Annotated in this window: 24 protein-coding genes; 10 read left to right on the top strand and 14 right to left on the bottom strand. The window is 68.5% G+C overall.

Annotated elements, in window-relative coordinates:
- Window positions 1-5 precede the first annotated feature (5 nt).
- The 5 genes from JTE92_RS03920 to JTE92_RS03900 form a co-directional block, all read right to left on the bottom strand.
- A complete protein-coding gene (locus JTE92_RS03920; protein ID WP_063240732.1) occupies window positions 6-1073 on the bottom strand; it encodes a DUF2955 domain-containing protein in 1068 nt (355 codons plus the stop codon).
- Window positions 1063-2232 (bottom strand): HlyD family secretion protein, encoded by a 1170-nt coding sequence (locus tag JTE92_RS03915; RefSeq protein WP_063240731.1) that lies wholly within the window; start codon window positions 2230-2232, stop codon window positions 1063-1065. Before JTE92_RS03915 ends, JTE92_RS03920 begins: the two co-directional genes overlap by 11 nt.
- Window positions 2229-3803, bottom strand: a complete 1575-nt coding sequence (locus tag JTE92_RS03910; RefSeq protein WP_063240730.1) for an efflux transporter outer membrane subunit — start codon at window positions 3801-3803, stop codon at window positions 2229-2231. The genes JTE92_RS03915 and JTE92_RS03910 overlap by 4 nt, the downstream gene beginning before the upstream one ends.
- A 30-nt stretch (window positions 3804-3833) precedes the next feature.
- Window positions 3834-4961 carry an AI-2E family transporter gene (locus tag JTE92_RS03905; RefSeq protein ID WP_063240729.1) on the bottom strand — a complete coding sequence of 376 codons (1128 nt, stop codon included), beginning with the start codon at window positions 4959-4961 and terminating at the stop codon, window positions 3834-3836.
- A 158-nt stretch (window positions 4962-5119) separates the two neighbouring features.
- On the bottom strand, window positions 5120-5560 hold the full coding sequence (locus JTE92_RS03900; protein ID WP_063240728.1) for a ferritin-like domain-containing protein: 441 nt from the start codon (window positions 5558-5560) through the stop codon (window positions 5120-5122).
- A gap of 201 nt (window positions 5561-5761) precedes the next feature.
- Between JTE92_RS03900 and JTE92_RS03895 the strand changes: the two genes are divergently transcribed.
- The 4 genes from JTE92_RS03895 to JTE92_RS03880 all read left to right on the top strand — a co-directional run bounded on the left by JTE92_RS03895 (window position 5762) and on the right by JTE92_RS03880 (window position 9356).
- Complete coding sequence (locus JTE92_RS03895; protein ID WP_232353465.1) at window positions 5762-6673, top strand: adenylate/guanylate cyclase domain-containing protein; 912 nt, start codon at window positions 5762-5764, stop codon at window positions 6671-6673.
- Window positions 6674-6877: 204 nt separating this feature from the next.
- Window positions 6878-7333 carry an Ohr family peroxiredoxin gene (locus tag JTE92_RS03890; RefSeq protein ID WP_063240727.1) on the top strand — a complete coding sequence of 152 codons (456 nt, stop codon included), beginning with the start codon at window positions 6878-6880 and terminating at the stop codon, window positions 7331-7333.
- A gap of 138 nt (window positions 7334-7471) precedes the next feature.
- Complete coding sequence (locus JTE92_RS03885; protein ID WP_063240726.1) at window positions 7472-7945, top strand: MarR family winged helix-turn-helix transcriptional regulator; 474 nt, start codon at window positions 7472-7474, stop codon at window positions 7943-7945.
- A 214-nt stretch (window positions 7946-8159) separates the two neighbouring features.
- Window positions 8160-9356 carry an MFS transporter gene (locus tag JTE92_RS03880; RefSeq protein ID WP_063240725.1) on the top strand — a complete coding sequence of 399 codons (1197 nt, stop codon included), beginning with the start codon at window positions 8160-8162 and terminating at the stop codon, window positions 9354-9356.
- A gap of 22 nt (window positions 9357-9378) precedes the next feature.
- Here JTE92_RS03880 and JTE92_RS03875 read toward each other — a convergent pair whose 3' ends face one another.
- The 4 genes from JTE92_RS03875 to JTE92_RS03860 form a co-directional block, all read right to left on the bottom strand.
- Entirely contained in the window at window positions 9379-10416 is a 1038-nt protein-coding gene (locus tag JTE92_RS03875; RefSeq protein WP_063240832.1) for a transporter, read from the bottom strand.
- 95 nt (window positions 10417-10511) lie between these two features.
- A complete protein-coding gene (locus JTE92_RS03870) occupies window positions 10512-10985 on the bottom strand; it encodes a DUF2501 domain-containing protein (RefSeq protein ID WP_084254746.1) in 474 nt (157 codons plus the stop codon).
- A gap of 118 nt (window positions 10986-11103) precedes the next feature.
- Window positions 11104-11445, bottom strand: coding sequence for a hypothetical protein (locus JTE92_RS03865; RefSeq protein ID WP_063240724.1), 342 nt, complete (start codon window positions 11443-11445; stop codon window positions 11104-11106).
- A 97-nt stretch (window positions 11446-11542) separates the two neighbouring features.
- Window positions 11543-15118, bottom strand: a complete 3576-nt coding sequence (locus JTE92_RS03860; protein WP_063240723.1) for an indolepyruvate ferredoxin oxidoreductase family protein — start codon at window positions 15116-15118, stop codon at window positions 11543-11545.
- Window positions 15119-15232: 114 nt separating this feature from the next.
- Here JTE92_RS03860 and JTE92_RS03855 point away from each other — a divergent pair, with 114 nt between their 5' ends.
- The gene (locus JTE92_RS03855) at window positions 15233-16168 is read left to right on the top strand and encodes a LysR family transcriptional regulator (protein ID WP_063240722.1); all 936 of its coding nucleotides are present in this window, start codon (window positions 15233-15235) and stop codon (window positions 16166-16168) included.
- Window positions 16169-16228: 60 nt separating this feature from the next.
- Here JTE92_RS03855 and JTE92_RS03850 read toward each other — a convergent pair whose 3' ends face one another.
- From JTE92_RS03850 to JTE92_RS03830, 5 genes are all read right to left on the bottom strand, one after another.
- A complete protein-coding gene (locus JTE92_RS03850) occupies window positions 16229-16639 on the bottom strand; it encodes a cupin domain-containing protein (protein WP_063240721.1) in 411 nt (136 codons plus the stop codon).
- A 5-nt stretch (window positions 16640-16644) separates the two neighbouring features.
- On the bottom strand, window positions 16645-17124 hold the full coding sequence (locus JTE92_RS03845) for a carboxymuconolactone decarboxylase family protein (protein WP_063240720.1): 480 nt from the start codon (window positions 17122-17124) through the stop codon (window positions 16645-16647).
- A 129-nt stretch (window positions 17125-17253) separates the two neighbouring features.
- Window positions 17254-17886, bottom strand: coding sequence for an NAD(P)H:quinone oxidoreductase (wrbA, locus tag JTE92_RS03840; RefSeq protein ID WP_063240830.1), 633 nt, complete (start codon window positions 17884-17886; stop codon window positions 17254-17256).
- A gap of 32 nt (window positions 17887-17918) precedes the next feature.
- On the bottom strand, window positions 17919-18869 hold the full coding sequence (locus JTE92_RS03835; RefSeq protein ID WP_063240719.1) for a ring-cleaving dioxygenase: 951 nt from the start codon (window positions 18867-18869) through the stop codon (window positions 17919-17921).
- Between the two features lie 67 nt (window positions 18870-18936).
- A complete protein-coding gene (locus JTE92_RS03830; RefSeq protein WP_063240718.1) occupies window positions 18937-19620 on the bottom strand; it encodes a nitroreductase in 684 nt (227 codons plus the stop codon).
- Between the two features lie 194 nt (window positions 19621-19814).
- On the opposite strand from JTE92_RS03830, the gene JTE92_RS03825 reads away from it, so the two are divergent.
- From JTE92_RS03825 to JTE92_RS03805, 5 genes are all read left to right on the top strand, one after another.
- Entirely contained in the window at window positions 19815-20726 is a 912-nt protein-coding gene (locus tag JTE92_RS03825; protein WP_063240717.1) for a LysR substrate-binding domain-containing protein, read from the top strand.
- 142 nt (window positions 20727-20868) lie between these two features.
- Complete coding sequence (locus tag JTE92_RS03820; RefSeq protein ID WP_063240716.1) at window positions 20869-21987, top strand: iron-containing alcohol dehydrogenase; 1119 nt, start codon at window positions 20869-20871, stop codon at window positions 21985-21987.
- Window positions 21981-23408, top strand: coding sequence for an amidase (locus JTE92_RS03815; protein ID WP_084254745.1), 1428 nt, complete (start codon window positions 21981-21983; stop codon window positions 23406-23408). Before JTE92_RS03820 ends, JTE92_RS03815 begins: the two co-directional genes overlap by 7 nt.
- Window positions 23405-24337: a tryptophan 2,3-dioxygenase gene (locus tag JTE92_RS03810; protein ID WP_063240715.1), complete on the top strand. Its 933-nt coding sequence runs from the start codon at window positions 23405-23407 to the stop codon at window positions 24335-24337. The genes JTE92_RS03815 and JTE92_RS03810 overlap by 4 nt, the downstream gene beginning before the upstream one ends.
- A gap of 130 nt (window positions 24338-24467) precedes the next feature.
- Window positions 24468-24920 carry a cupin domain-containing protein gene (locus JTE92_RS03805; RefSeq protein WP_063240714.1) on the top strand — a complete coding sequence of 151 codons (453 nt, stop codon included), beginning with the start codon at window positions 24468-24470 and terminating at the stop codon, window positions 24918-24920.
- Window positions 24921-25375: the final 455 nt, after the last annotated feature.

Here is a 25375-nt window from a genome sequence, read left to right as displayed (position 1 = left end):
AGCGTCTAATGCGACGACTGTGGCTGCCTCCGGCGCACCGCACGCGGCTGGTCCAGCAGCTCGATCATCAGCCACGCGTACAGCGTGACGCCGATAAACAGCCCCATGCGCACGATAAAGGCGGTATAGACATCCTTGCCGGCCGCGCTGTCCTGCACCGACTGCCCCAGCAGGATGACCAGCGTCACCAGCGTATTGAGCCAGAAGCCGGGCGCCAGGCGCGTGGGGCTGAGCCCGTAGAGCTTGCGCGCCACCAGCAGCGCGAACAGCAGCATCCACAGGAAATACATCCACAGGTGCACGAACAGGCTGAGCGCGCCCCAGAACGCGATCGCCAGCAGGCCGCCGAGCAGGGTCGAGCCCAGCAGTTCGCGCCCGGCGTTGCGTGCGGAGGTGGTGCAACTTTGCCGGCCCAGGCTGACCGCCTTCATGATGATCGGCATGTAGACGGTGGGATCGGTCATCGTGAGCAGGAAGGCGGGCATCACCACCAGCGCCGCGCGCAGCGCCACCCAAGCCGCCCGGTCGTCCGGCAGCGCGCTGGCCGCCGGCGCCGGTGGCGTCCCCGCGGGCTCGGGAAAGAGCCAGTGCCCGAGCGCCAGCGCCAGCACCGCCAGCAGCAGCCCCTTGACCAGCGCAGCGATGACGGTGACGGCCAGCCCGAAATCAAAGGTGCCGGCCGACGAGATCATGGTCAGGCCGACCACCAGGAAGGTCGACACCAGGTTGTTGCCGCCGCGCAAGCCATAGCGGAAGGCCAGGAACAGGCACAGGCCGGTCAGCAGCACGCCGCTCGCCGGGTAGTGGCGCAGCAAGGGAATCAGCAGCAGGCCGCTGCCGGTGGTCAGCATCGTCACCAGCGCCAGGCCCACGCCGGCCTTGAAGGAAAGCGGACGATTCATGCTGGCCAGCAGGAATATGGCTAGCACGGGGGCGAGCATCGGAATCGGCAGGCCCAGCCCGAAGCTGGCCGCCAGGCACAACGCGGTGCCGCTGGCCAGGCGCAGCGCGCGCCGTGCGCGGGGCGAAGGTGGCGGCGGCGGCGGTGTCGGCGCGGGCCCGTCAGTAGACATACGACAGCCAGCTCATCAGGTACAGGAAGGCGCGGCCGAGCGGATTGAGCGGGTTGCCCTCCGTCGGGAACGCCATCACCTCGGCCTGCCCGCCCACGCGTACGCCGCGCAGCGACGTGAGCTGCCCTGGATCGATCTCCACCGTGACCGGGAAACGCTGGGCGGGGCGCAGCCAGTCGCGGCTGTTCTGCACCGTCGGCAGGCTGCCGGCCGGCGTGGGGGGGCCGCCGATGCTGACGCCGTAGCCGACGCTGCGCACGCGCCCGGTGAAAATCCGCCCCGGCAGCGAATCCAGCACGATCGCCACCGGCGTACCGGGCACCACGTGGCCAAGGTTGTTCTCGGTCATCTCCGCGTTGATCCACACGTCGTGGATGGTGATCAGCGTCATGACCGGATTGCCCGCGGCAGCAAACTGGCCGGTCTCGGTGCGCAGGTCGGTGACCAGCCCGGCCGAGCGCGCACGCACGCTGGTATTGGCCAGGTCCAGCTCGGCCTTTTCCAGCGCGGCCGCGGCGCTGCGCAGCTTGGCGTTGTCTTCGGCGCTGCCGCCCTCCTGCTCGCGCGCACGCTGGACCTCGGCGCGGGCTGCGGCAACCTGCGCGGTGGCCGCTTCCAGGCTGGCACGCGCGATCTCGAGCCGGCGCAGCGAGATGGTGCCCTGGTCCTCGCGGTACAGGCGCTCCAGGCGTTCGCTGTCCTGGCGCGCCTTGACCTCGTTGGCGCGCGCCGCGCGCAGCGCCGCCTGCGCCGATTCGATGCCGGCGGTGCTGGCGCCGATCTGCCGGCGCGTCGACTCCAGGTCGGCGCGCGCGCGGTCGGCGGCGATCCGGTAGTGCTGCGGGTCGACCTCGAACAGCACCGTGCCAGCCGCCACGTCCTGGTTGTTGCGCACATGGACACGGGTCACGCGCCCCGCCACCTCGGATGCCACCGGCACCACGAAGGCCTGCACGCGCGCCTGCTGGGTATAGGGCGTGAGCCGGTCGGCCAGCAGGTACCACACCAGGCTGACGGCGATCAGCACGAGGACCCAGCGGATGCCTTTCCTTGCCGGATCGGCGGCCGGCGCCGGCGCGGGTGGCGGCGCGGGTGGCGGCGCGGGTGGCGAGGGCACGGGCGGGGGCGGAACCGCTGCGGGCTGCGGCGTGTCGCTCATCGGTCCTCCACATTGGATACCTGCCGTGATGTCGCAGGAACGCCGGCGCCGGCAGGCACCGCCGGCCGCCCGGCTTGGTCGAACAGGTCGCCCCAGTTGGTGCGCTGCTGCATCTGCTGGCGCGTCGCCGGGTCCACCAGCGGCAGTTCGCTGTGCCAGCCGCCGCCCAGCGCTTTGTACAGCGCGATCAGGTTGCTCACGGCGCTGCTGCGGTTGAGCACGTAGGCATCCTGCTGGGCCGCCAGCGCGCGCTGCGCGTCCAGCACGCGCTGGAAGTCTGAATAGCCCTCGCGGTAGAGCGAGTTGGCCAGCGACAGCGAGCGGTTGGCGGCGACGGTGCCTTCGCGCAGGATCTGTTCGCGCTCCAGCGACTTGAGCAGGCCGCTGGCGGCATCGTCCGCTTCGCGCGCGGCCTGCCGCACCGCGTCCTGGTAGGCCACGATCAGCTGCTGCAAACGCGCATCCTGCACCCGCACGTTGTTGCGGATGCGGCCATAGTCGAATACGTTCCAGCGCAGGCTGGGCCCGCCGACCAGCGCCAGCGTGTTGGGCGTGCCGGCCAGCGTGGCGGCGGACCAGACGATGCTGCCCAGCAGCGACAGCGACGGGTAGAGATCGGCCTCGGCCACGCCGATCAGCGCCGACTGCGCCGCGATCTGCAGCTCGGCGGCGCGCACATCCGGACGGCGCAGCAGCAGGCTGGCCGGCACGTCCTGCACCACGGCGCGGTCGATCAGCGGAAGCGCCCCTTCCCGCTGCGCGAGGTCGGGCAGCTCCGGCAGCGCGCCGGGCGGATGGCCCGCCAGTACCGCCAGCGCATTGCGCGTGCGCAGGATCTGGCCCTCGAACTCGGGGATGCTGCTGAGCGTGCCCAGGTACTGCGTCTTGGCTTGCTGCAGGTCGAGCTCGTCGGTCTCGCCGCTGCGGAACAGGCGCTCGGTGATTTCATAGCTGCGCTGCTGCAGCCGGGCATTGTCGCGGGCGATGCGCAGCCGCGCCTCGGCGGTGCGCAGCGCGAAGTAGGTCTCGGCCATCTGGGCGCGCAGCAGCACCAGCACATCCTCGTGGTTGGCACGCGCGGCAAAATACGCGGCATCGGCCGATTCGATGGCGCGGCTGAAGCGCCCCCAGAAGTCCAGCTCCCAGCCGATGTCGAAACCCGCGCTGAACTGCCAGAAGCGGCTGTTCTGCGGATTGCGCCCGCCGGCCTGGCGGCTGGAGGTATAAAGCGCGTCGGTGCTCACCTGCTGCAGCTGCGGGTAGCGGCCGCTCTGGGCGATGCCGAGCTGCGCGCGCGCCTCCATCACGCGCAGGCCGGCGATGCGCAGGCCGGCATTGTTGGCATCGGCCTCGGCGATCAGTCGCTCCAGCGTGGGGTCGCCGAATACCTGCCACCACTGCCGCAGGTCGGGCGCCGGGCGCTGCTCGGTGGCGCGCTGCAGCGCCGGACTGTCCCAGGACGGCGTCCACGCCTCGCGCTGCGGCTGGAAATCCGGCCCCACCCGCGCGCACGCGCCCAGGCACAACGCGCCGGCCAGCAGCATTCCGTTCGGCCGGTTGCGGGCGCGCATCGGGCGGGCCGGCTCGCTCTGTTTCGCGCCCTATTCCGCGCTCTGCTCGATGGATTCGGGCACCGGCTGGGCAGGCTGCGGCTGCGCAGGCGGCTGGTCCTCGACCCACTGCCAGAACAGCCGGTAGGCCACGGCCAGCATCACGGGGCCGATAAACAGCCCGATGACGCCGCCTGTGACCATCCCGCCCAGCGCGCCGATCAGCACCACCGGCATCGGCACATCCACGCCACGGCCGAGCATCAGCGGCTTGAGCACGTTGTCGGCCAGTCCCGCGACAAAGGTGTAGACGGCAAATACCACGCTCGCCACGCTGGCACCCTCGGTGGCAAAGACAAAGATGATTATCGGGATGGTGATCAGCGTCGCCGGCAGCTGCATGATGCCGAGCAGCAGCACCGCCAGCGCCAGCAGGCCGGCGCCGGGAATGCCCTTGACCACGAAGGCGACGCCGATCAGCAGCATCTGGATGAAGGCGATCCCCACCACGCCCTGCGCCACCGCGCGGATGGTGGCGGTGCACAGCATGGCCAGCCGCGGGCCGCGTTCCGGCCCGAACACGCGCGAGGCGATCTGCCTGGCGCTGCGCGTCCCTTCCTCGCCGTAGGCCATGATGATGCCGGCGATGATCAGCGCGAACAGCAGGACCAGCAGGGCCACGCCGACGCCGGCCAGCTTGCCCAGCAGCGCCAGGCTGAAACCCTTGAGCTGCGGCATCAGCTTTTCCATCACCGCAGTCATGTCGGTGGCCGCCTGCAGCCAGAAATCGTAGAGTTGCTGCCCGACGAGCGGCCACGCGGCGACCGACTCCGCGGGCATCGGGATATGCACGCGGTCGTCCCTGACCATGGCGATGGCGTTCTCCACCGATCCGACCAGGGCCTCGCCCAGCAGGTAGGTCGGCACCAGGATGATGGCGAGGACCAGCACCACGATCAGCGTGGCGACGCGCCCGTCATGGCCACCCAGGCGCGCGCGCAGCCTGACCTGCAGCGGGTACATGGTGACCGCCAGGATCACCGCCCACAGCAGCAGGTCGACGAACGGATGGAAGATCTGGAAGCAGAAAATCGCCAGGACGGCGATCAGCCCGGCGCGGATCAGGACGTCAAGCAACCCGCGGGATAGCGCTTTCTCGGAAATGGGCGTGGGCAACATCGATCGTCTCCCTGCGGTGCAAGCCGCAAAGGTTCACATCGGTACGCCAGCCTTGCGCTCAGCGCCGGCCGCAATCCAGTCTAGGCGAGCCAGAGGGCTCGGGCAACCTTTCCGTCACCCGGGCCACATGCGCGCCCTCGGTACGGATTCGCCCCGACCTAAGTTTGTCCAGGCTTGCGCAGCATCTTCTCGACCTCGCCGGCATGCAGTTCCTCCAGCTGGATCGACTCGCGCGCATATTCTTCCAGCGCCACCGAGCGGCCCTCGACCAGGCCCAGCAGCTGGCGGTACAGGTCCAGCGCCTGCCGCTCGGTCGCCAGCGATTCGCGCAGGATGGTGCCGATGTCGGTGGTGTGGCTGTCCAGCAGCGCGGCGATGCCGAGCGAGGGATACGCGCCCAGGGTGGTGATCCACTCCCCGGCCTGCTGCGCATGCAGCAGCGATTCGTTGGCCTGCTCGCGCAGCCACGACACCACCGGGATGCGGCCGAAACCGAACACCAGGAAGGAATAGTGCGTATAGCGCACAACCCCGGCGAGTTCGGCTTCCAGTATCTGGTTCAGCACCCCGACGACCTTGTCTTTCTCGATTTCCGCCATGGCATCTTCCTCACGGTTGCAGGGACAAAAAAGAGGCTGATTCATTCTAGTCGGCGCCACGCCACACCTGAGGCTTCGCGCACCGCCGGCGAGCGCGTGCGGGGCAGCAATCCGGCAGTGGAATTCCTATCATGCAGACGTGGCGCGCCGCCTGAAGTAGCCCGGCGCGGCCCGCCCGGAAAACTGACAACATCGCCGGTGATGCAAAAGGATCCAGGTTCGCCAGCCGACCAATGCGACGGCGCCGTGATGTTCGCGGACATCTGCGACAGCACGCGGCTCTACGACAAGGCCGGCGACGCGGCAGCACTCGCCGCCATCCGCCAGTGCCTGGCGCTGATGAAGACGCGCGCCGCGCTGGCGCAGGGGCGCGTGGTCAAGACCATCGGCGACGAGATCATGGTGCTGTTCCCCGCTGCCGACCATGCGATGCAGGCCGCATTCGACATGCAGGAAGGCGTGGCGGGGCTGGCGCCGATCGCCGGCATTGCCCTGTCGATCCATATCGGCTTCCACCATGGCCCGATCCTGTCGGACGAAGGCGGCGACGTGTTCGGCGACACCGTCAACCTGGCCGCGCGGCTGGTCAAGCTGGCCTCGCGCGGGCAGATCATCACCAGCAAGCATGCTGTCGAGCAGCTGTCGGCACCGCTGCGGCAGATGACGCGCGCGCTGTATCCGATCCAGGTGCGCGGCAAGCACCAGCTGGTGGAGTTGTACGAGGGGATCTGGCAACAGAACACCGAGCTGACCCTGGTCGCCCCGATGGACGTCGCCGTGCGCCGCTCGCTGTTCCTGTCGCTGCGCTACCGCGACACCCTGTTCGAGATGGACGCCACCTCGGCGCCGCTGACCATCGGCCGCGACGGCACCATGAGCATCGTCATCCTGGACCGGCAGGTGTCGCGCTTCCAGGCCACCGTCGAGCCGCGCGGCGGCCGCTTCGTGCTGATCGACCGCAGCTCCAACGGCACCCACGTGCGCATCGACGGCGAAGACAGCCTGATGCTGCGCCGTGACGAGATCACGCTGCGGGGCCACGGCTGGATCACGTTCTCGCCGCCCGGCGACGCCGGCCAGGAAGCGATCGAGTTCTTTGTCGAGGAAGACTGAGGCGCGCCCCGCACAGCTGCACGGTGGCGTGGAAATTCTCCTTGACTTCAGTCGTTTCGTATCCCATCATGATTTCCATCGCATGCGATCTAATCTATTGCGACAGATCAGCGGAAGCGCTGCTTATTTTTTACCGATATATATCGTATGCGATTTAATCTAATGCGATATAAAACCGACACCCTGACCCAAAGGAACCCCACCATGAGCAAGATCGACAAAGTCCTGGCCACCGGCAAGACCTACACCACCCTCAGCGCCGCCGGCAACACGCCCCGCGGACATGACGGCACCGTCGACATGCGGCTGTCGTCGCCCGGCAGCGAAGCCAACCCCACGCACGTCTTCGACGGCAGCGATGCGCACCCCACCGCCGAGCGGCTGTTCGCGGCTGCGTGGTCGGCGTGCTACATCAGCGCGGTGGGCCTTGCGGCCAAGACGCACAAGCTGACGCTGCCATCCGGCCTTGCCGTCGAGATCGAGGTGGACCTGGGCCAGACCGGCCGCGAGTACCTGCTGCAGGCCCGCCTGAACGTGCGCATGCCCGGCGTGCCGCACGACGTGGCGACGGCGGTGGCGCATGCCGCCGATGAAATCTGCCCGTACTCCAAGGCCACGCGCGGCAACATCGACGTGGTGCTGAACGTCATCACCGGCTGACGCAGGCGCGCCGGCCCGGTCCGTGCCGACCACGGCGCGGACCGCGGGCCATGGGTCGCAAACGTTTATCGCACCACCGATGCAATCGCATACGACCTATAATTTCGCACATCGCCATCCAGACACGGGAGCCAGCCCATGAAAGCCACCGACAAGGCCGCCGACAAGGCCGCCGCCGCGGACCCCAAGCTGTCCGATTTCCTGTGCTTCGCCGTCTATTCCGCCAACCTGGCGTTCGGCAAGGCGTACAAGCCCATCCTCGAACAGCTGGGCCTGACCTACACGCAATACATCACCATCGTGGCGTTGTGGGAGGAGGACAACCAGACCGTGGGCAGCCTGGGCGAAAAGCTCTTCCTTGAATCGAACACGCTGACGCCGATCCTGAAGAAGCTGGAAGCCATGGGCTACGTCGAGCGGCAGCGCGATCCCGAGGACGAGCGCCAGGTGCGGGTCAGCCTGACCCGCAGCGGCCGGCGCCTGCGCGAAAAGCGCCTCGAAGGCAGCCTGGCCGATGCCACCGGCCTGGCGCCGGACGAGTTCGCCCGCCTGCAGAAAGCGGTCGCGACGTTGCGCAACAACCTGATCCGGTCGGTCAGGCCCGGCGGCTGAAGGCGCGCCGGCCACCGCCCTGCCATCCCTGCCCTATCCTTCCAGGGAAAAACACCGGGCAAGGTGGCCCGCATGCGCATGCGCTAATGCTGTTCAGTTAACCACCGTCGTTCCCGCGGAGGCGGGAACCCAGTGACTTCAAAAGACGCTGGATTCCCGCCTCCGCGGGAATGACAATAGTGCTCGATACCTTATCTGAACGGCATTAGCCCGCATGCGCGCATTGATCTTTTGCTCCGTGCAGTTCCTGCTGGCGGTCACGTGGACCCTCTACGTGGCGTTCCTGCCGCAGCTGGCCACGCAGGCAGGCATCCCCCGCGCGCAGGTGGCGTGGATCCTGGTGATGGACCAGGTGATTTTCGTCGCCATGGACCTGGCGCTGGGCATCGCCGCCGACCGTGTCGCCAACGGCATGCGCCGGCTCGGCGGCTGGATCCTGGCGCTGTCGGTCATTTCCGCGCTGGCGTTCGTGCTGCTGCCGTCGGCTTCCTCGCCGGTGCTGCTGCTTGCCCTCACCGCGTTATGGGCGGCCACCTCTTCGGCCTTGCGCGCGCCGCCCATGGTGATCATCGCGCGGCGGCTGCAGGGGTCGGCTTCGTCGTTCCTGGTATTGGCGTCGCTGCTCGGCATCGGCCTGGCCGGCGCGGTGGCCCCGGTGCTGACGGCGCGGCTGCGCGAGGCTTCGCCGCTGATCCCCTTTGCCGCGGCCAGCGCGGCACTGGTGCTGGCCGTGGTCGCGCTGCGCTGGGTGGAATTGCCGCCGGCACCACAGCGTGGCGGGACGGAGCCGGTTGCCGGCGCCGGCCCGCGCCGCCTGTGGCTGCTGTTCGTGGCGGTCTGGCTGCTCGCACTGGGCTTCCAGGTCCACACCGCGATCAATTCGGGACCGGCCTACCTGCGCTTCGTTGCCAGCACCGAGCTGGTGCGGGTGATGCCGGCGTTCTGGATCGGCTTCGCCCTGTGCGTGCTGCTGCCCGAGACGCCATGGCTGCGGCGCTTTCCCGCCTGCGTGCTGCTGCTCGCCGCGTCGGTGCTGGGCACACTGGCGTTGTCCGGCTTCACTGCGGCCGCCTCGCTGCAGGCGGTACTGGCCGCGCAATGCCTGGCCGGCGGCATGTGGGGCATCATGTTCGGCGCGGCGGCCAATGCCGCGCTCGATGCCGGGCACGTGGGCCGTGAAGGCAGGTGCACCGGGCTGGTGTTTGCCGTGCTTGCCATCGCCGCTTTCCTGCGCATTGCGATGGTAGCGTCCGGCGCCGCCAAGGGCGCGCTGCTGGCCGGCCTGATGCCGTGGGTGCCGGCGCTGGCGTGGAGCGCAGGGGCGCTGCTGCTGGCGCTCTTTGTCGCGGCAAACCTGGCCTATCTCGCCGCCAGCGCTCACACTTTGCGCCGGCAGGCACGCTCCGGGTAGCACGAGCAGCGGATCGCGCTTGCTACCCCGCCTGCTTGCGGAACGCCCAGCGCCCCGCCAGCACGGTGAAGCTGGCCACCAGCGCCACCAGTACCCAGAAACCGTGCGGGTGCCCGGCCAGCGGGATGCCGCCCACGTTCATGCCGAAGAAGCCGGCGACGATATTGATCGGCAGCGCCAGCACGGTCACCAGCGTCAGCGTGAACAGCGTGCGGTTGGTCTGCTCGTTGAGCTTGGCGGCGATCTCTTCCTGCAGCAGCTTGATGCGTTCGACCAGCGCGGCCAGGTCGTTGAGCACCAGCGAGAACTCTTCGGTCGATTCGCGCAGCTCCTGCAGGTCGGATTCCTGCAGCCACGCCGGCGGCCGGTTCAGCAGCCGGAACAGCGCCCCCGGCTCGGGCGCCAGCAGCCGTTGCAGCCGCACCAGCCCGCGCCGCATCGCGCCCAGGTCGGCCCGGTTGCCGTGCAGGCGCTGCGACAGCAACTGGTCCTCGATCTGGTCGACGGTCACGCCGGTCTCACGCACGATCTGCACCAGCACGTCGGCCTGGTCGCGCAGCAGGTGCACCATCAGGTCCAGCGGCGAGCGGAACGCCTCGTCGTGCCGCACCGCCTCGCGCAGCCGGTCCACCGAGCGCAGCGGCCGCGCCCGGGCCGTGACCAGCAGGCGGTGGTCGGCGTGGGCCCACATGGTCGAAATGTCCGTCGACGTGACGCCGAAGTTATAGATCACGTCGTTGACCACGGCCAGCAAGGCGGCGTCCTGCCGCTCGATCCGGGTCGAGCGCGAGCCCTGGCGCAGCGCTTCGAAGAACTCGTGCGGCAACCCCAGGTGCGCTTTCATCCAGCGTTCGCAGGCGCTGTGCGACAGGTTGAAATGCAGCCAGAGGAAGGGGCGGAAGGGTCGCTCATGCGCGGCCTCCGGCTGCGCCTGCTGCAGCCACGCCGCCGCGCCCCGCGAATCGATCTCGCGCACGGCCCCGCCGGGCGCGAACAGGAAACCGCTGACCAGGCCGACCGGGTCCGATCCATAGCCCGCCTCGACAATGCCCGCTTGCATGCCTGCTCCCTTCATATGGAATTTGCCTCGCGCGACGCTATCACGCCGCGATGACAGTGTCGGGAAACGAAGGTGCGGGCGCGTGGCGTGGCTGGTCAGAGCATGGACTTGCCCTGTGCCAGGATCTTGTCGCAGACCTGCCTGGTGACTTCAGCCTTCAGGCTGCTGCCGCTCAGGTCGAGCTTGTTGCCGCCGCTGGTGGACAGGATGCCACGCGAGCCATCGGTGTAGCCGCTGTCCTGGGTCCCGCCGGACACCGAGCCGAGCAGCTTGTCCTTCACCGCCGATGTGGCGGCATCGGCGTTCAGGTAGTTGTTCTTCATGCAGAACTCGATCACGCCGGCGGCGTTGCCGGCCGTGCCGGACGTAAGCGATGACGGCGACAGCCCCAGGCCGCTTAGCGCACCGGCAGCGCCCTGGGTAGAGCCGGTGCTGCCGCCGCCCAGGGGCGACGATTTCAGCATGTCGCCGAGCTGCGCATTGGCGATGCCGGACAGGACAAGCAGTGACGCGGGGACTGCAAGCCACGCGGTGCGGCGCACGGTGGCGGCAACGGAGAAGACGGCCATGGGAGGACTCCTTGAGCGGTCATGCCGTGGATGGCCGCACCACTATAGCGCGGGTGGTCCCGGGTCTGATCTGCACGTTTTTGATTTATGGCGCCGCGGTTTCCCGGCTTGCGCCGGGTCAGCGCTGGCCGGCGTCGAAGGCCTTCAGCCAGACATCATGGCCCGGCGGATACACCGCATCGAAATGCTCGCGCAGCGCGGCGATCTCCTGCACGATCGCGAACGAAAAGCCCTGACGGCCGCCGCGGTCGTCGAACTGCAGGCCGTTCAGGTAATCCCGGCACCCGACCGCATCGAACCACCTGGCGGCGATGGTGTTGACGATCCGCGGGAAGGCCCGCCCGAGCTCCACCGGACGGACGGCTTCAGGCAACTCGGCCATCCAGCGGATGGACTCGCGGCGCAGCGTCAGGTCGTCGTCGGTGGCGGTCTTGCGGTGGAAGGCTGGGTCTTGCGTCAAGGGAGTCTCCGGGTGCAGCCGGGAGGATAGCCGATTGTGGCCGGACCATGCCAGGTCCGGCCAGCCGGGCTTCCCCGGGGTTGCACGCCCGCCAGGCTCAGGCCGCGGCTCGGCGTGCCGTCCCGCGATACTGCGCCAGCAGGGCTTCGCGGCGCTCGGCCGCAGCCTGCATGCCGGCTTCCTTGACATGGCCGTAGCCGCGGATGTCGTCGGGCAATGCGGCCAGCGCCAGCGCGGTGTCGAGCTTGTCGGCGCCCAGCGAGGCGGCGAACTCGTCGACCATGGCCAGGTAGTCGGCCACCAGCGCGCGCTCGGCGCGGCGCTCCGCGGTCTTGCCGAACACATCGAACGCGGTGCCGCGCAGGCCCTTCAGGCGGGCCAGCAGGCGGAAGGCTGTCAGGGTGCGCGGGCCGAAGCGGCGCTTCACCGGATGGCCCTTGCTGTCAGTCTTGCCCGCATTCCCCAGCGTGGGCGGGGCCAGCCAGAAATTGAGCTGGTAGTCGCGGCCGGGCTCGCCTTCGAACTGCGCGCGCAGCTTGTCGAGGAACGCCGGATCGGCGTACAGGCGCGCCACCTCGTACTCGTCCTTGTACGCCATCAGCTTGGCCAGGTTGCGCGCCACCGCTTCGGTCAGCGGCAGCTTGCGGTCGGCGCCCAGCTTCTGCTCGGCGGCGCGGATGCGCTCGACGGCTTCACGGTAGCGCTGCGCGTACGCGGCGTTCTGGTAGTCCGTCAGCATCGCCTCGCGCTTGCGGATCAGCGTGTCGAGCGTCTGCGGCAACGCCACCACGTGGGCCGTCTGCGCCGGCGCATCCGGCAGCAGCGCCTTGACCGCGGCCTCGCCGTGGTGCGCGAGATACCGGCCCCATTCGAACGCCTGCCGGTTCTTGTCGACCGACACGCCATTGAGCTCGATCGCGCGCAGCAGGCTGGCATGCTGCAGCGGGATCCAGCCCTTCTGCCAGGCAAAGCCGAGCAGCAGCGGGTTGGAGTAGATGGCATCCGCCAGCAGCGTGACGGCCCAGGCGCTGGCATCGATAAAGGCGCTGGCCTCGCCCACGCTGTTGCGCAGGTCCTGCTCGGCGCTGGCGCCGGGGAATCTCCACTTCGGGTTCTTGATGAACTCGGCGGTCGGGGTGTTGGCGCTGTTGACCACCGCAGCGGTCACGCCGTGCCGGGTCTTGGACAGCACCTCGGCCGAGGCCGAGACGATGGCGTCGCCGCCGATCACCAGCCGCGCGTCGCCGGTGGCGATACGCGTGGCATGCAGGTCGTGCGGCGCCGGGGCGATCTGCACGTGGCTGATCACCGCTCCGCCCTTCTGCGCCAGGCCCGCCATGTCGAGCACGGTGACGCCCTTGCGTTCCAGGTGCGCGGCCATGCCGAGCAGGCCGCCGATGGTCACCACGCCGGTGCCGCCCACGCCCGTCACCAGCACGCCGTACGGCCGTTCCAGTGCCGGCAGCGCAGGCATCGGCAGCGCCTCGAAATCGGCGCCGGCGCCCTTGCCGCCCGCCGCCGCCGGCTTGCGCACCTGCGCGCCCTCGGCGGTGACAAAGCTGGGGCAGAAGCCGTTGACGCAGGAGAAATCCTTGTTGCACGACGACTGGTTGATGCGGCGCTTGGTGCCCAGCTCGGTCTCCAGCGGTTCCACCGACAGGCAGTTGGACTTGGCCGAGCAGTCGCCGCAGCCTTCGCACACCGCGTCGTTGATAAAGGCGCGTTTGGCCGGATCGGGATACGTGCCGCGCTTGCGGCGGCGGCGCTTCTCGGTGGCGCAGGTCTGGTCGTAGATCAGGATGGTGACGCCCTCGGTGTCGCGCAGCTCCAGCTGCACGGCATCGAGCTGGTCGCGATGGAACACCGTCACGCCGGACGGCAGCATGCCGCCGTCGCCGTACTTCTGCGGCTCGTCGGTGACGACGACCAGCTTCTTCGCGCCCTCGGCCAGCACCTGGTGGGCGATCTGCGGCACCGTCAGCACGCCGTCGATGGGCTGGCCGCCGGTCATCGCCACCGCGTCGTTGAACAGGATCTTGTAGGTAATGTTGGCCTTGGCCGCGATCGAGGCGCGGATCGCCAGCAGCCCCGAGTGGAAGTACGTGCCGTCGCCCAGGTTGGCGAACACGTGCTTGTCGCCGGTGAAATGCATCTGGCCGGTCCACGCCACCCCTTCGCCGCCCATCTGGCTGAAGGTGTCGGTATTGCGGTCCATCCACAACGTCATGTAGTGGCAGCCGATGCCGGCCAGCGCGCGCGAGCCTTCCGGCACGCGCGTGGAGGTGTTGTGCGGGCAGCCCGAGCAGAACCAGGGCTTGCGCTCGGCCGAGATGCGCGGCTGCGCGGCCTCGCGCTCCTTGGCCTCGATCACGGCGACGCGCGCGGCGATGCGGGCGCGCACGGCTTCCGGCAGGTCGAAGCGCTCCAGCCGCCGGGCGATGGCCTTGGCGATCAGCGCCGGCGACAGCTCGTAGTGCGCCGGCAGCAGCCAGTTGCCGCGCGGCACCGACCATTCGCCGCCGTCGTTGCCGCGCTGGTCGAACTTGCCGAACACCTTGGGCCGCACGTCCTCGCGCCAGTTGTACAGCTCTTCCTTGAGCGCGTATTCCAGGATCTGGCGCTTCTCTTCCACCACCAGGATCTCTTCCAGGCCGGTGGCGAATTCACGCGCGCCATGCGCTTCAAGCGGCCACACGCAGCCCACCTTGTAGACGCGGATGCCGATGCGGGCGCAGGTCTCGTCGTCGAGGCCGAGGTCGGCCAGCGCCTGGCGCACGTCCAGGTAAGCCTTGCCGGCGGTCATGATGCCGAAGCGCGCGTTGGGCGAATCGAGCACCACGCGGTTCAGGCGGTTGGCGCGGACATAGGCCAGCGCCGCATACCACTTGTGGTCGAGCAGGCGCGCTTCCTGTTCCAGCGGGGTATCGGGCCAGCGGATATTGAGGCCGCCGGCCGGCATGGCAAAGTCTTGCGGCAGCACCACCTGCACGCGGTCGGGGTCGATCTCGACCGAGGCGGTCGACTCGACCACGTCGGTGACGCACTTCATCGACACCCACAGGCCGGAATAGCGGCTCATGGCCCAGCCGTGCAGGCCGTAGTCGAGATATTCCTGCACGTTGGCCGGATACAGCACCGGGATGCCGGCGGCCTGCAGCACGTGCTCGGACTGGTGCGCGACGGTGGAGGACTTGGCGGCATGGTCGTCGCCGGCCAGCAGCAGCACGCCGCCATGGCGCGACGAGCCGGCCGAATTGGCGTGCTTGAGCACGTCGATGGACCGGTCCACGCCCGGGCCCTTGCCATACCACATCGAGAACACGCCATCGCGCGAGGCGTTGGGGAACAGGTTGACCTGCTGCGACCCCCACACCGCGGTGGCGGCAAGGTCTTCGTTGACGCCGGGCTGGAACACAACGTCGTTGTCCGCCAGGTGTTTCTTGGCCTTCCACAGCGCCTGGTCGACGCCGCCCAGCGGCGAGCCGCGGTAGCCGGAGATAAAGCCGGCCGTGTTCAGGCCGGCGGCGCGGTCGCGCGCCTTCTGCAGCATCGGCAGCCGGACCAGCGCCTGGACGCCGCTCATGTAGACGCGGCCTTTGTCCAGGGTGTACTTGTCGTCCAGGCTGGCGCTGGCCAGGGTGTCGAGCAGGGTGTGGGGTAGCGGTGCGTTCACGATGTCTCCGTGCCTATTCTGGTGTCCGGAGCAGTGTAGGAAGGCCGCTGGTTATCGTAAAATCAAGAATTCCAACACCTGATATCTGCAAAACGGATACCCCCGGAGACATTCATGGCCAAGGCGCGCGAGAACTCGGAGAGACTTGCCAAGGAAATCACATTGCGGCAGTTCCGCTACTTTGTCGCGGCGGCGGAAACCGGGCAGTTCTCGATGGCGGCCACCGCCGAGCACGTGTCGCAGTCAGCGGTGACCAACGCCGTGCTGGCGCTCGAGCAGCGGCTGGCCGTGCGGCTGTTCGAGCGGCGCCCGCACGGCGTGACGCTGACGGCGGAAGGCCACCTGTTCTACCAGCATGCGCGCCAGATCCTCGATTCGGTCGAGGATGCGCTGCGCGAGCCACGCTTCCAGGTGCACGGCCTGCAAGGCAGCGTGCGCCTGGCCGCCTCCTATACCGTGCTCGGCTACTTCCTGCCGGGCCTGCTGGCGCGCTTCCGCACCAACTACCCGGATATCGAGCTGGACCTGCTCGACATGGACCGCCCGGACATCGAGCGCGCCGTGCTGGCGGGCGAGATCGAACTGGGCATCGCGCTGCTGTCCAACCTGGAGCGGCCCCAGCGCTTCAAGCGCCACACGCTGATGCGCTCGCGCCGCCAGCTGTGGACCTCGGCCAGCCATCCGCTGCTGGAGGTCGAGCGGCCGTCGCTGCGCGACATCGCGGCCTACCCGTACATCCTGATCACGGTCGACGAGGCCGAGGAATCGACCATGCGCTACTGGCGCAGCCTGCGGCTCGCGCCCAATATCGCCTTCCGCACCGGGTCGATGGAGGCACTGCGCGGGCTGGTCGCGCACGGCTTCGGCGTCACCGTGCTGTCCGACATGGTGTACCGTCCGTGGTCGCTGGAAGGCAAGCAGATCGAAGCCCGGCCCATCGCCAACGCGGTGCCGGACATGGAGGTCGGGATGCTGTGGCAGCCGGGGCGCAAGCTGGGCAAGCCGGCCGATGCGCTGCGGGAGTTCCTGATCCACGCGTGCGGCAGCTGATGCCATCGCGCGCTGCACGAAGGGGCTTCATAGCCCCCTCGTACTCTCGGCATAGACGCCCTACTTCACCGGCGTCAGGATCGGCGCCCCCTTGTTCTTCAGCAGCATCACCAGGAACTTCGCCGGCTGGGTGTTGCTGGCGTTGCGTCCCACCGAGTGGATATCGTCAGGGCCTTCGTGCCAGGTCTGGCCGGGGGTCAGCGTGACTTCCTTGCCGCCCCTGACGCCCATCACGATGGTCCCTTCCAGCACATAGATGAATCCATGCGCATCGTGGCGATGTATCGGATCGGCACCGCCGGGCGGATATTCCACCATGATGATCTGCACCTCCTTGCCCGGGTATTGCGGCAAGGGCTCCGTCGTCAGCAGCGTGACCTTGGCTTCCGGGGGTGCCGCCACCGCCGGCTGCAGGGCCAGCAGTCCGCTGAGCACCAGCGCGGCGATGCCGTATTGTCTGGCGCGTTTCATGATGGCTATTCCAGGTTGGCCTTGTCGAGGCCGTAGGCTTTGTCGGATGATCCCGGCACGGTACGGAAGGCCACGTTCACGCGGTTCCAGCCGTTGATGGACATGACCAGGAAGGTCAGGTCGGACAGTTCCTTCTCGGAAAGGTGTGCGCGCACGCGCTCATAGATGTCGTCGGGCACCCCGTGCGGCGGCAGGTTGGTCAGCACCTCGGTCCATGCCAGCGCTGCGCGTTCGCGCGGCTGGAACAGCGTCGATTCGCGCCAGATCGCGACATGGTGCAGGCGCAGCTCGCGCTCGCCGTGAATGCGGGCCTGCTTGATGTGCATGTCGAGGCAGAAGCCGCAGCCGTTGAGCTGCGAGGCACGGATCTCGACCAGGTCGCGGATCGACGCCTCGATCGCGCTGTTGTCGAGCAGCGTGCTGAATTCCAGGTACTTCTTGAACAGCTCGGGGGATTGCTTGATGTAGTTGATGCGTTGCGTCATGGTATCTCCTGCTGGATTGAGATTGAAGTTGCGGTGCCCCGGGGTGGCACCGTTCGCGGCGCGGCGCCGCCTGCAACAAAGCGTAGTGGGCCGGCGGCGCCGGCGCCAGTTCATGCCACTGGGACCGACTCAGGCCGGCACCGCGGCCGCCTCGCGCTCGGCATGGAGCGCGCGTGCGACACTGGTCACCCTGCGGCCCTGGAAGCGGGCGACCGCCAGGTGATCGTCATCCGGCAGGTCGGCGTCGCGGTTCGACACGTGGGTCGCACCGTAGGGCGTGCCGGCCTTGAACATCACCGCATCGGCATAGCCAAGCGGCACGATGATCAGCCCCAGGTGCGCCATCGGCGTGTAGATCGACAGCAGCGTCGATTCGTTGCCGCCATGTTTCGAAGAGGCCGAGCCGAACACGGAGCCGACCTTGCCGTTCAGCTTGCCCTGGAACCACAGGCCGCCGAGGCCATCGATATAGGCCTTCAGCTCGGTGGCGATCGAGCCGAAGCGCGTCGGCGTGCCGAACACGATGGCATCGGCCCATTCGGCGTCCGCGGGCGTCGGCGCTTCGTAGCGCGCATTCATCGCGGCGGCGTTCTCGAGCCAGCCCGGCGCCTGGCGCATGACTTCCGGGCCGACGACTTCACGGGCGCGGCGCAGCCGCACTTCGGCGCCAAGCTCCATGGCGCCCTCGGCGACGGCCCTGGCCAGCAGCTCCGTGTTGCGGTTGCGGGAATAAAAGGCGATCAGGACCTTAGGTTTGGACATCGTCATTCTGGGTTGGTGGAAGTAAAAGGGCGTCAGACGGCGATCGGCTCGAGCCGGCCGAGCAGTTCGTCCTTGCGCTCGCGCAGCCAGGGCGGCAGCTGGAACTCCTCGCCGAAGTGACCGGGCTCCTCGTCGATCGCGAAGCCGATGTCGGTCGTCGCCGCTTCGAAGATCACGCCGCCGGGCATCTTGAAATACATGGAGCGGAAGTAGTTGCGGTTGACCGACTCGGAGATGTCGATATAGCCCATGGCCATGAAGCGGTCCTTCAGCACCATCTGCTGCGCCACGCTGTCGACGGCAAACGCGACATGGTGGATCGTGCCCTCGCCATAGATGGACGATCCCTGCAGGCGCTCGGGCTCATGCAGGAACTCCACCACCATGCCCGGGCCGCCGGTGTGGGTCTCGAAGCGATGGTAGGGGCCGGACGTGCCGACATGGCGGAATTCCAGCGCCTCGGTCATGAACAGGATCGATTCCGCCACTTCGCGCAGCGACAGCGTGATGCTGTGCACGCCGCGGATGGCCACGTCGGCCGGAATTCCGGCGGATGTGCATGGCGGGCGCGCGTCGTGATCGGTTTCCACCAGGTCGAACTCGATGCCGCAGGGGTGACAGAAGCGCTGGCGGCGTTCGCCGAAGCGTTCAGTCATGTCCGGTTCGTAAGCCACGCTCCTGGCCGCGAAGCGTTCGCGCCAGAACTCCAGCGCGCCGCGCGGCACGGAGTAGTTGATCACGCGCACCTGGCCCGAGCCGGGGCGTGCCTTGACGCCCTTCTGCCGGAACGGGAACGACGTCACCAGCGTGCCGGGGTCTCCGCCGGCGTTGCCGTAGTAGAGGTGGTAGATCGGGTCCTCGCCGTCAAGCAGCACGGTTTTCTTGACGAGGCTCTGCCCCAGCAGGCTGACGTAGAAATCCACGTCTTCCTGCGCGCCGCTGACCCCCGCGGTCAGGTGATGAAATCCTTTGATCATCGACATCTGTCTCTCCCACTTGAAGTTGAACCATGCGAATAGCAATGCGGCACGGTACCGCTGCCGGCGGCACTCATGCGCCGACGACCGAAACGAACTCTTCCAGCTCCAGCTTGCGCAGCTGCATCCGGTTCTCCGGCAGGCTGTCGTCGGCATAGCCGAGCGACATGCCCGCCACCACCAGCTCGCTGTCCGGAATGGCAAGGTGTTCGCGCAGCACCGCGTACTGCAGCGACCAGATCTGCTGCGGGCACGTGTCCAGCCCCCGGGCGCGGGCGGCCAGCATGATGTTCTGCAGGAAGCAGCCGTAGCAGATGAAACTGGCGCGCTCGAGGCGTCGGTCCATGGTAAAGATCAGGCCGACCGGCGCATCGAAGAAGCGGAACTGGCGCTCGACGTCGCGCCGGCGCCCGGCCTTGTCGTTGCGCGGCACGCCCTGCGCATCGCCGAGCTGGCCGCGGAACGTGTCGAAGCGCGCCGAATAGGGTTCGTGCAGCGGCTTGGGGAAGAACGGGTATTCCGGCTCCAGGTTCCCGGGGTCGGCCCGGTACGCATCCACCGCGGCGTCGACGAGCCGCTCGCGCGCGTCGCCGACGACGATGTGGCAGCGCCACGGCTGCGTATTGCTGGAACTCGGCGCGTAGCGCGCCACGGAAAGGATCTCGCGCACGGTATCGAGCGGCACCGCGCGGTCGAGAAAGCCGCGCTTGGTCTGGCGCCCGCGGATCAGCGCATCGACTACACCTGCAACATCCATGTTCGTGTCTCCTCGTATCGTGGAACGCAGCTTAGTTGCTCCCACCCGGTTGAGCAGGCCCCCGCGCTTGTACGCAATGTCCAAGGCCGCCGAACGATCGCGCCACGGCGGCACCCAGTGGCGCCGCACCATGGCAAAGCGCGAACCCAGGCAGTACCATGCGAGCGAACGCAGACACCCTCCCAGCCAAGCCGATGCTCGACCTGAAAGATGTCTATTACTTCGTGCACGTGGTCGATCGCGGCGGCTTCACGGCCGCCGGCGACAGCCTGCGGCTGCCCAAGTCGACGCTGAGTCACAGGGTCAAGGAGCTGGAGGCATCGCTCGGCGTGAGGCTGATCAATCGCACTTCGCGCCAGTTCGGCGTGACCGACGTGGGCGCCGAGTTCTACCAGTACGCGGTCTCCCTGCTGCAGAGCGCCGAGGTCGCCGAGCAGGCGATGCGCCAGCGCATGGCGGAGCCGAGCGGGATCATCCGCGTCACGGTCGCGGTGGAGGTCGCGCAGTTCGCGCTGCGCAATATCCTGCCGGCGTTCCTGGGCAGGCATCCCAAGGTCGGTTTCGTGGAAGTCGCCACCGACCGGCTCGTCGACATCGTCGGCGAAGGCTTCGACCTTGCGATTCGCGGGCATACCGGCCCGCTGCAGGATTCCAACCTGGTGCAGCGGCCGCTGGCGCGGGCGCCCTGGTGCCTGTTCGCGGGCGCGGGCTACCTGGAACGGATGCCGCCGCTGGAGCAGCCCGAGCAGCTGGCATCGCACACGATCATCTCGATGGTGCGCAAGGGGCCGCTGCAGTGGCAGCTGCAAGGCCCCGGCGACCGCGTCGTCACGCTGCCGGTCGAGCCGCGCTTCCAGAGCAACAGCATGATGTCGCTGAAGGAAGCGGCCTGCGCCAATATCGGCGTGGCGGCATTGCCCGGCTATATCTGCCGGGAGGAATTGCAGGCCGGCGTGCTGCGGCAGGTGCTGCCGGGCTGGATCGCCGCGGACGCGCGCATCTCGGCGCTGATTCCGTACCGGACCGGGCTGCTGCCGGCGGTGCGGTCGCTGGTCGATTTCCTGGCTGCGGAGTTTCCGCGGATCACGGCGTTCGATCCTTCCTGAGCGGGGCGTTTCGACGGCCATCTCCGGCGTTCGGGATTCCCGGACGCTGCGTTCGCCCGCGGCCGGCTTTCAACCCCGGGCCGTTCCACTATCGTTTCCATCCAGAGACCAGCCGCTCGCGCTGTCATCCTGGAGGAGACTGATGAACCAGTTGAACTGCCTGCCACAAGACGCGGTCTTGTGGGGCCACGACATCCTGCCGGCGGCCGCCGCATCGCTCGGCAAGCACGCCATCCGGCGCCCGCTGACCTTTACCGTCGAGCCCTTGCTCGGCTTCCACGCGCAGCACCTGCAGCCGCATGTGCAGGGCGCCGCCGGCATCTTCACCGACCTGCCGCCGCATGCGCCGGATACCGGCGTGCGCCGCGCGCTGGACGCCTGTGTCCGGGCCGGAGCGGATTCGATCATCGCGCTGGGCGGCGGCTCGGTCCTCGACGCGGCCAAGGCGGTTTCGCACCTGCACCACCGGCAGACCGGGCGCTACCTGCCCATCGCGGCGTTTCCGACGACGTTGTCGGGGTCCGAGTTCTCGCACTATTTCGGCGTGACCGAGACCTCGGGGCCCAAGCCGTTCAAGCGCAGCCACGCCGTGCGCGAAACGGTGCCGAAGGTGGTGGCCCTCGACCCGCTGCTGCTGCGCCATACCCCGCGCGAACTGCTGCTGTCCTCGGCCATCAAGGGCATCGACCATGCCGTGGAAGGGATGCGGCGGATCGATGCCGACCATCCGCACGCGATGCTGGCGGCCGCCGGCGTGGCGCGGTTCTTTTCGGTGCTGGAGAAGTGGCCGGGCCAGCTCGATACCGCGCAGGCGCTCGCCACGGGACGCATCACGGCCGACGACCTGCTGCAACTGCAGCTTGCTGCGTGGCAGAGCTATTTCTTCCCCGCATCGGTGGTCTATGGCCTCAGCCACCGCATCGGGCATATCCTCGGCGGCACCTTCGGGCTGCCGCACAGTGTGACCTCGTGCATCACCCTGGCACCGGTGCTGCGCGCCTGCGGCGCGCGCTATGGCGACAAGCTGCGGATCTTCTGCGCCGGCCGCGCAGGCCACGACGCTGCGGCAATGCTGGCCGACAGGATCGCGCGGTCAGTCACGCAACTGGGCCTGCCTGACCGGTTGCGCACGCTCGGCTTCGACCGCGCGCAACTGGCGCAAGTCGCCGCCCTGCTGCGGCAGCACTACCCCGATGAGGTTGGCGACCTCGGCGACGGCCATGACGCCGCGCTCGATGCCTTGCTGGAGAGCCTGTGGTGAAGACACCGGAACATCGCACCACGCTCGCCCGCGGTCCGGGCTTGCGCGACACGCTGGCGGCGCTCCGCCAGGGCGGCACGACGGCCCATGCGGAGATCAAGCAAGCCCTGGTTCGCGCCGAAGCGTGCAAGAGCGGCTTCCATGCCTTTTCGGTCATCGACTGGGAGCGCGCGCTCAAGGCCGCGGCCGACAGCGACCGCCGCTACGCGGCAGGCCAGCCACGGCCGCTGGAAGGACTGCCCATTGCGGTCAAGGACCTGATCGACACCCGCGGCATCGAGACCCGCTACGGCTCCGCGGCATACCTGGGCCACGTGCCCGCCGCCGATGCCGAGGTCGTGCAGACCCTCGTGGAACGCGGCGCGATCGTGGTCGGCAAGACCACCACGCATGAGTTCGCGTGGGGCGTCACCACGTCGAGCGCAGCCTTCGGCGACACCATGAACCCGCTGGACACACACAGGATCCCGGGCGGCTCCAGCGGCGGTACCGCCGCGGCAATCGCCGGCGGCGCGGTGGCGGCCGGGCTTGGCACCGATACCGGCGGCTCGGTCAGGATTCCGGCTGCGCTCTGCGGCGTGGCGGGTTTCAAGCCGACGCTGGGTGCGCTGCCGACGCGCGGGATCTTCCCGCTGGCGCCCACGCTGGACCATCCGGGCATCCTGGGCCGGGGCGTGGACGACATCATCGTGCTGGCGGAGGCCTTCGGCATCGCCATCCCCGACAGCGATGCGTGGCTGTCGGCACGGCTCGGCGTCCTGGCGGGCATTGCGCCGGTGCCGCCCGAGGCGGCGGTCGCGGCCGCGTTCGACGACGCCATCGCCCGGCTCGGCAACGTGCTCACCTGCGAGGCGCTGCACGCCGACGACCTGTTCGACGGCGCCTGCGAAGCCTTCGCCGGCATCGTACTGGCCGAAGCCGCCATGGAGCACTTCCGCAGGAACGACGCGGCGCGCATTGCCGCGTGCTACAGCGCGGAAACGCAGGGCCGCCTGGCCCTGGCCGGCGACCTGGTGATGCGCGACTATGCCAAGGCCCAGCAAATCCGCCACCGGCTGGTCCGCGCGCTGCGGGCGTTGCTGTCGACCGTGGATTACCTGGTCTTGCCGACCTGCCCATGCCTGGCACCGCCGCACGGCACCGACTCGATCGCGATCGGTCGCTGGTCCGGCACGGTGCGCCAGGCCCTGATGGGCTATACGGCCCCTTTCAACCTTGCCGGCTTTCCCGCCATCTCCATCCCGCTGCCCGCCCGCGACGGCGCGCTGCCCGCCGCCATGCAGGTCGTCGCCCGCCCCGGCGACGACGGCGCCCTGCTGAAGATTGCACTGGAAATCGAACGCCTGTTGCAGACCTCATCCAGCCCGGACCACCCGAACCTTGCCGGAAGCGCATTGCCATCCCGGAGGAGCACGACATGAATCCCACACCAGCCGCCGCACTTGCCACATCCGCCACATCCGCCACATCCGCCACATCCGCCACATCCGCCACATCCGACCATGGCGCAGCCGGACACACCCCCTACAGCGCCTGGCTGCAGACCGACGCACTGCACAGCCTGCAACGCCCCGTCAGCGACCATCCCGGCGAATACGGCTTCATCATTGCCGCGCAGGTCTCGGAGCTGTACTGGATGCTGATCATCCGCGATCTCCAGGCGGCACAGGGCCACCTGCGCGCCGCAGACCTCGGCGCGGCGCTGGGCGCGCTGCAGCGCGCGATCGCCCACCACGTGCCGCTCAACGCCACCTGGCGATCCATCGCGTGGATGACGCCAAACGACCTGCTGGCGATCCTGTCGCGTGTCGGCGAGGCGCACGGCAAGGACACCGCGCTGCAGGGCTGGACCTACCGGCACATGGTCTACCTGCTCGGCATCAAGCAGCGCGAGCACCTGCAGCACTTTGTCCCGCAACCCGGACGCTGGGCCATGCTGAACGACGCGCTGTCCGCGCCAAGCCTTTATGACGACGTACTGGCCTACCTGTCGCGGGCGGGCCTGGCCATCCCCGGCGCGCTGCTGGACCGGGACCTGGCCGAGCCCTATGTGCCGCACCGGCAGGTCGAGCAAGCCTGGCGCGACATCTACGCCAATCCCGGGGGCAACGCCGGGCTGGTGCGGCTTGGCGAAACGCTGGCCGACCTGGCGGAAGCGTTCACGGACTGGAAGTACCGCCACCTGATGGCCACCCGCCGCACTTTCGGCACGCGGCCGGCCTACTTCGGCACGGAGGGCATCGCGTGGCTGAAGCCGACACTGGACGAGCTGCCGTTCCCGGAACTGTGGTCGGCCCGCAGCGTGATCGGCGAGCCGCCGCCGGGCTGCCCGCACCACGCGCGCGGCTGAGCCATGCGCGCGCGATTCCAGGCTAGGACAGCCCGGCGCCCGCGCCTAGAATAGGCGTGACACCACGGCGCCCGGCACGGGCACCGGTGCCACTCCCGGATCCAGGTCCCGACAGACGGAGGCGCGCATCATGAAGCCAGAACCCTTTGTGGTAACGCCGGACAAGTATGCGCGCGCACTCAACGTGGTCGGAGAGAAGATCACGGTACTCGCCTCCAACACTGCCACACAGGGTTACGAGGTGTTCCTGCAGCAGGGCGACGAAGGCACCGGCCCGCCGCCGCATTGCCACGACTGGGACGAATCGTTCTTCGTGACGCGAGGAACGATCGAGATCGGCTATGGCGGGCAGGCGCTCCAGGCGGCCGCCGGCACCTTTGTCCACGTGCCGGCGGGCACGGTACATTACTTCCGTTTCGGTGCCGGGGGCGGAGAAATGATTTCGGTCACCAGCCACAACGGCAACGCGTCGCGCCTGTTCACGCAGCTGGACGAGGAAATCCCGCCCGGCCCGCCGGACTTCGACAAACTGCTGGCCGTGGCGCAGGCGTGCGGCGTCACCGTGCCGCCCCCGGAGCGCTGAGGCCGCTGACCCTGCCGCGGCGTTGCAACGGCCTCGACCAGGCGCGATCGTGCCATCATCGCCGCAGGCATATGGTTCTGCGCACACCTTAGTTCCCCCGCCGCCGTGGCCCGGCTATGGTGGAAGCGTTCCCCCACGCATGCCGGTCGCCGGGGGCCGCAAGGAGGGTTATGGACCTGCTCGACTGGATCACCGCCGTGGCAACCGTGGTTCTGGTGTATGCCGCGTTGCGTCATCCGCTTTATCCGCCCGGCTGGGACCGGCGGGACGACGACCGCTCGTGACGCGCCCGTTGCGCGGCGGGCTGCGCTGGCGTCAGTCTCCATGTCGCCTGCAGCGCGGCCGCCGCGTGTCAGTGGTACGGCTCTTGCGGCGGGCCTCGTAACATCGGCCCGCCCAGGAGAATCGCCGTGCGCACACCCGCCAGTATTGCCAGACACCCGATTCATCCGATG

Source organism: Cupriavidus oxalaticus (assembly GCF_016894385.1).
GTDB classification, from domain to species: Bacteria; Pseudomonadota; Gammaproteobacteria; order Burkholderiales; family Burkholderiaceae; genus Cupriavidus; species Cupriavidus oxalaticus.
This window is presented reverse-complemented; position numbering and strand designations above follow the sequence as displayed.

Excerpts from the sequence above, each read along its gene's own strand:
- JTE92_RS03805 (WP_063240714.1), top strand. The coding sequence starts at position 24,468 with ATGAAGCCAGAACCCTTTGTGGTAACGCCGGACAAGTATGCGCGCGCA.
- JTE92_RS03910 (WP_063240730.1), bottom strand. The coding sequence starts at position 3,803 with ATGCGCGCCCGCAACCGGCCGAACGGAATGCTGCTGGCCGGCGCGTTG.
- JTE92_RS03900 (WP_063240728.1), bottom strand. The coding sequence starts at position 5,560 with ATGGCGGAAATCGAGAAAGACAAGGTCGTCGGGGTGCTGAACCAGATA.
- JTE92_RS03905 (WP_063240729.1), bottom strand. The coding sequence starts at position 4,961 with ATGTTGCCCACGCCCATTTCCGAGAAAGCGCTATCCCGCGGGTTGCTT.
- JTE92_RS03920 (WP_063240732.1), bottom strand. The coding sequence starts at position 1,073 with ATGTCTACTGACGGGCCCGCGCCGACACCGCCGCCGCCGCCACCTTCG.
- JTE92_RS03820 (WP_063240716.1), top strand. The coding sequence starts at position 20,869 with ATGAACCAGTTGAACTGCCTGCCACAAGACGCGGTCTTGTGGGGCCAC.
- JTE92_RS03885 (WP_063240726.1), top strand. The coding sequence starts at position 7,472 with ATGAAAGCCACCGACAAGGCCGCCGACAAGGCCGCCGCCGCGGACCCC.
- JTE92_RS03915 (WP_063240731.1), bottom strand. The coding sequence starts at position 2,232 with ATGAGCGACACGCCGCAGCCCGCAGCGGTTCCGCCCCCGCCCGTGCCC.
- JTE92_RS03895 (WP_232353465.1), top strand. The coding sequence starts at position 5,762 with ATGCAAAAGGATCCAGGTTCGCCAGCCGACCAATGCGACGGCGCCGTG.
- JTE92_RS03835 (WP_063240719.1), bottom strand. The coding sequence starts at position 18,869 with ATGTCGATGATCAAAGGATTTCATCACCTGACCGCGGGGGTCAGCGGC.
- wrbA (WP_063240830.1), bottom strand. The coding sequence starts at position 17,886 with ATGTCCAAACCTAAGGTCCTGATCGCCTTTTATTCCCGCAACCGCAAC.
- JTE92_RS03825 (WP_063240717.1), top strand. The coding sequence starts at position 19,815 with ATGCTCGACCTGAAAGATGTCTATTACTTCGTGCACGTGGTCGATCGC.
- JTE92_RS03850 (WP_063240721.1), bottom strand. The coding sequence starts at position 16,639 with ATGAAACGCGCCAGACAATACGGCATCGCCGCGCTGGTGCTCAGCGGA.
- JTE92_RS03810 (WP_063240715.1), top strand. The coding sequence starts at position 23,405 with ATGAATCCCACACCAGCCGCCGCACTTGCCACATCCGCCACATCCGCC.
- JTE92_RS03880 (WP_063240725.1), top strand. The coding sequence starts at position 8,160 with ATGCGCGCATTGATCTTTTGCTCCGTGCAGTTCCTGCTGGCGGTCACG.
- JTE92_RS03845 (WP_063240720.1), bottom strand. The coding sequence starts at position 17,124 with ATGACGCAACGCATCAACTACATCAAGCAATCCCCCGAGCTGTTCAAG.
- JTE92_RS03855 (WP_063240722.1), top strand. The coding sequence starts at position 15,233 with ATGGCCAAGGCGCGCGAGAACTCGGAGAGACTTGCCAAGGAAATCACA.
- JTE92_RS03830 (WP_063240718.1), bottom strand. The coding sequence starts at position 19,620 with ATGGATGTTGCAGGTGTAGTCGATGCGCTGATCCGCGGGCGCCAGACC.
- JTE92_RS03870 (WP_084254746.1), bottom strand. The coding sequence starts at position 10,985 with ATGGCCGTCTTCTCCGTTGCCGCCACCGTGCGCCGCACCGCGTGGCTT.
- JTE92_RS03875 (WP_063240832.1), bottom strand. The coding sequence starts at position 10,416 with ATGCAAGCGGGCATTGTCGAGGCGGGCTATGGATCGGACCCGGTCGGC.
- JTE92_RS03890 (WP_063240727.1), top strand. The coding sequence starts at position 6,878 with ATGAGCAAGATCGACAAAGTCCTGGCCACCGGCAAGACCTACACCACC.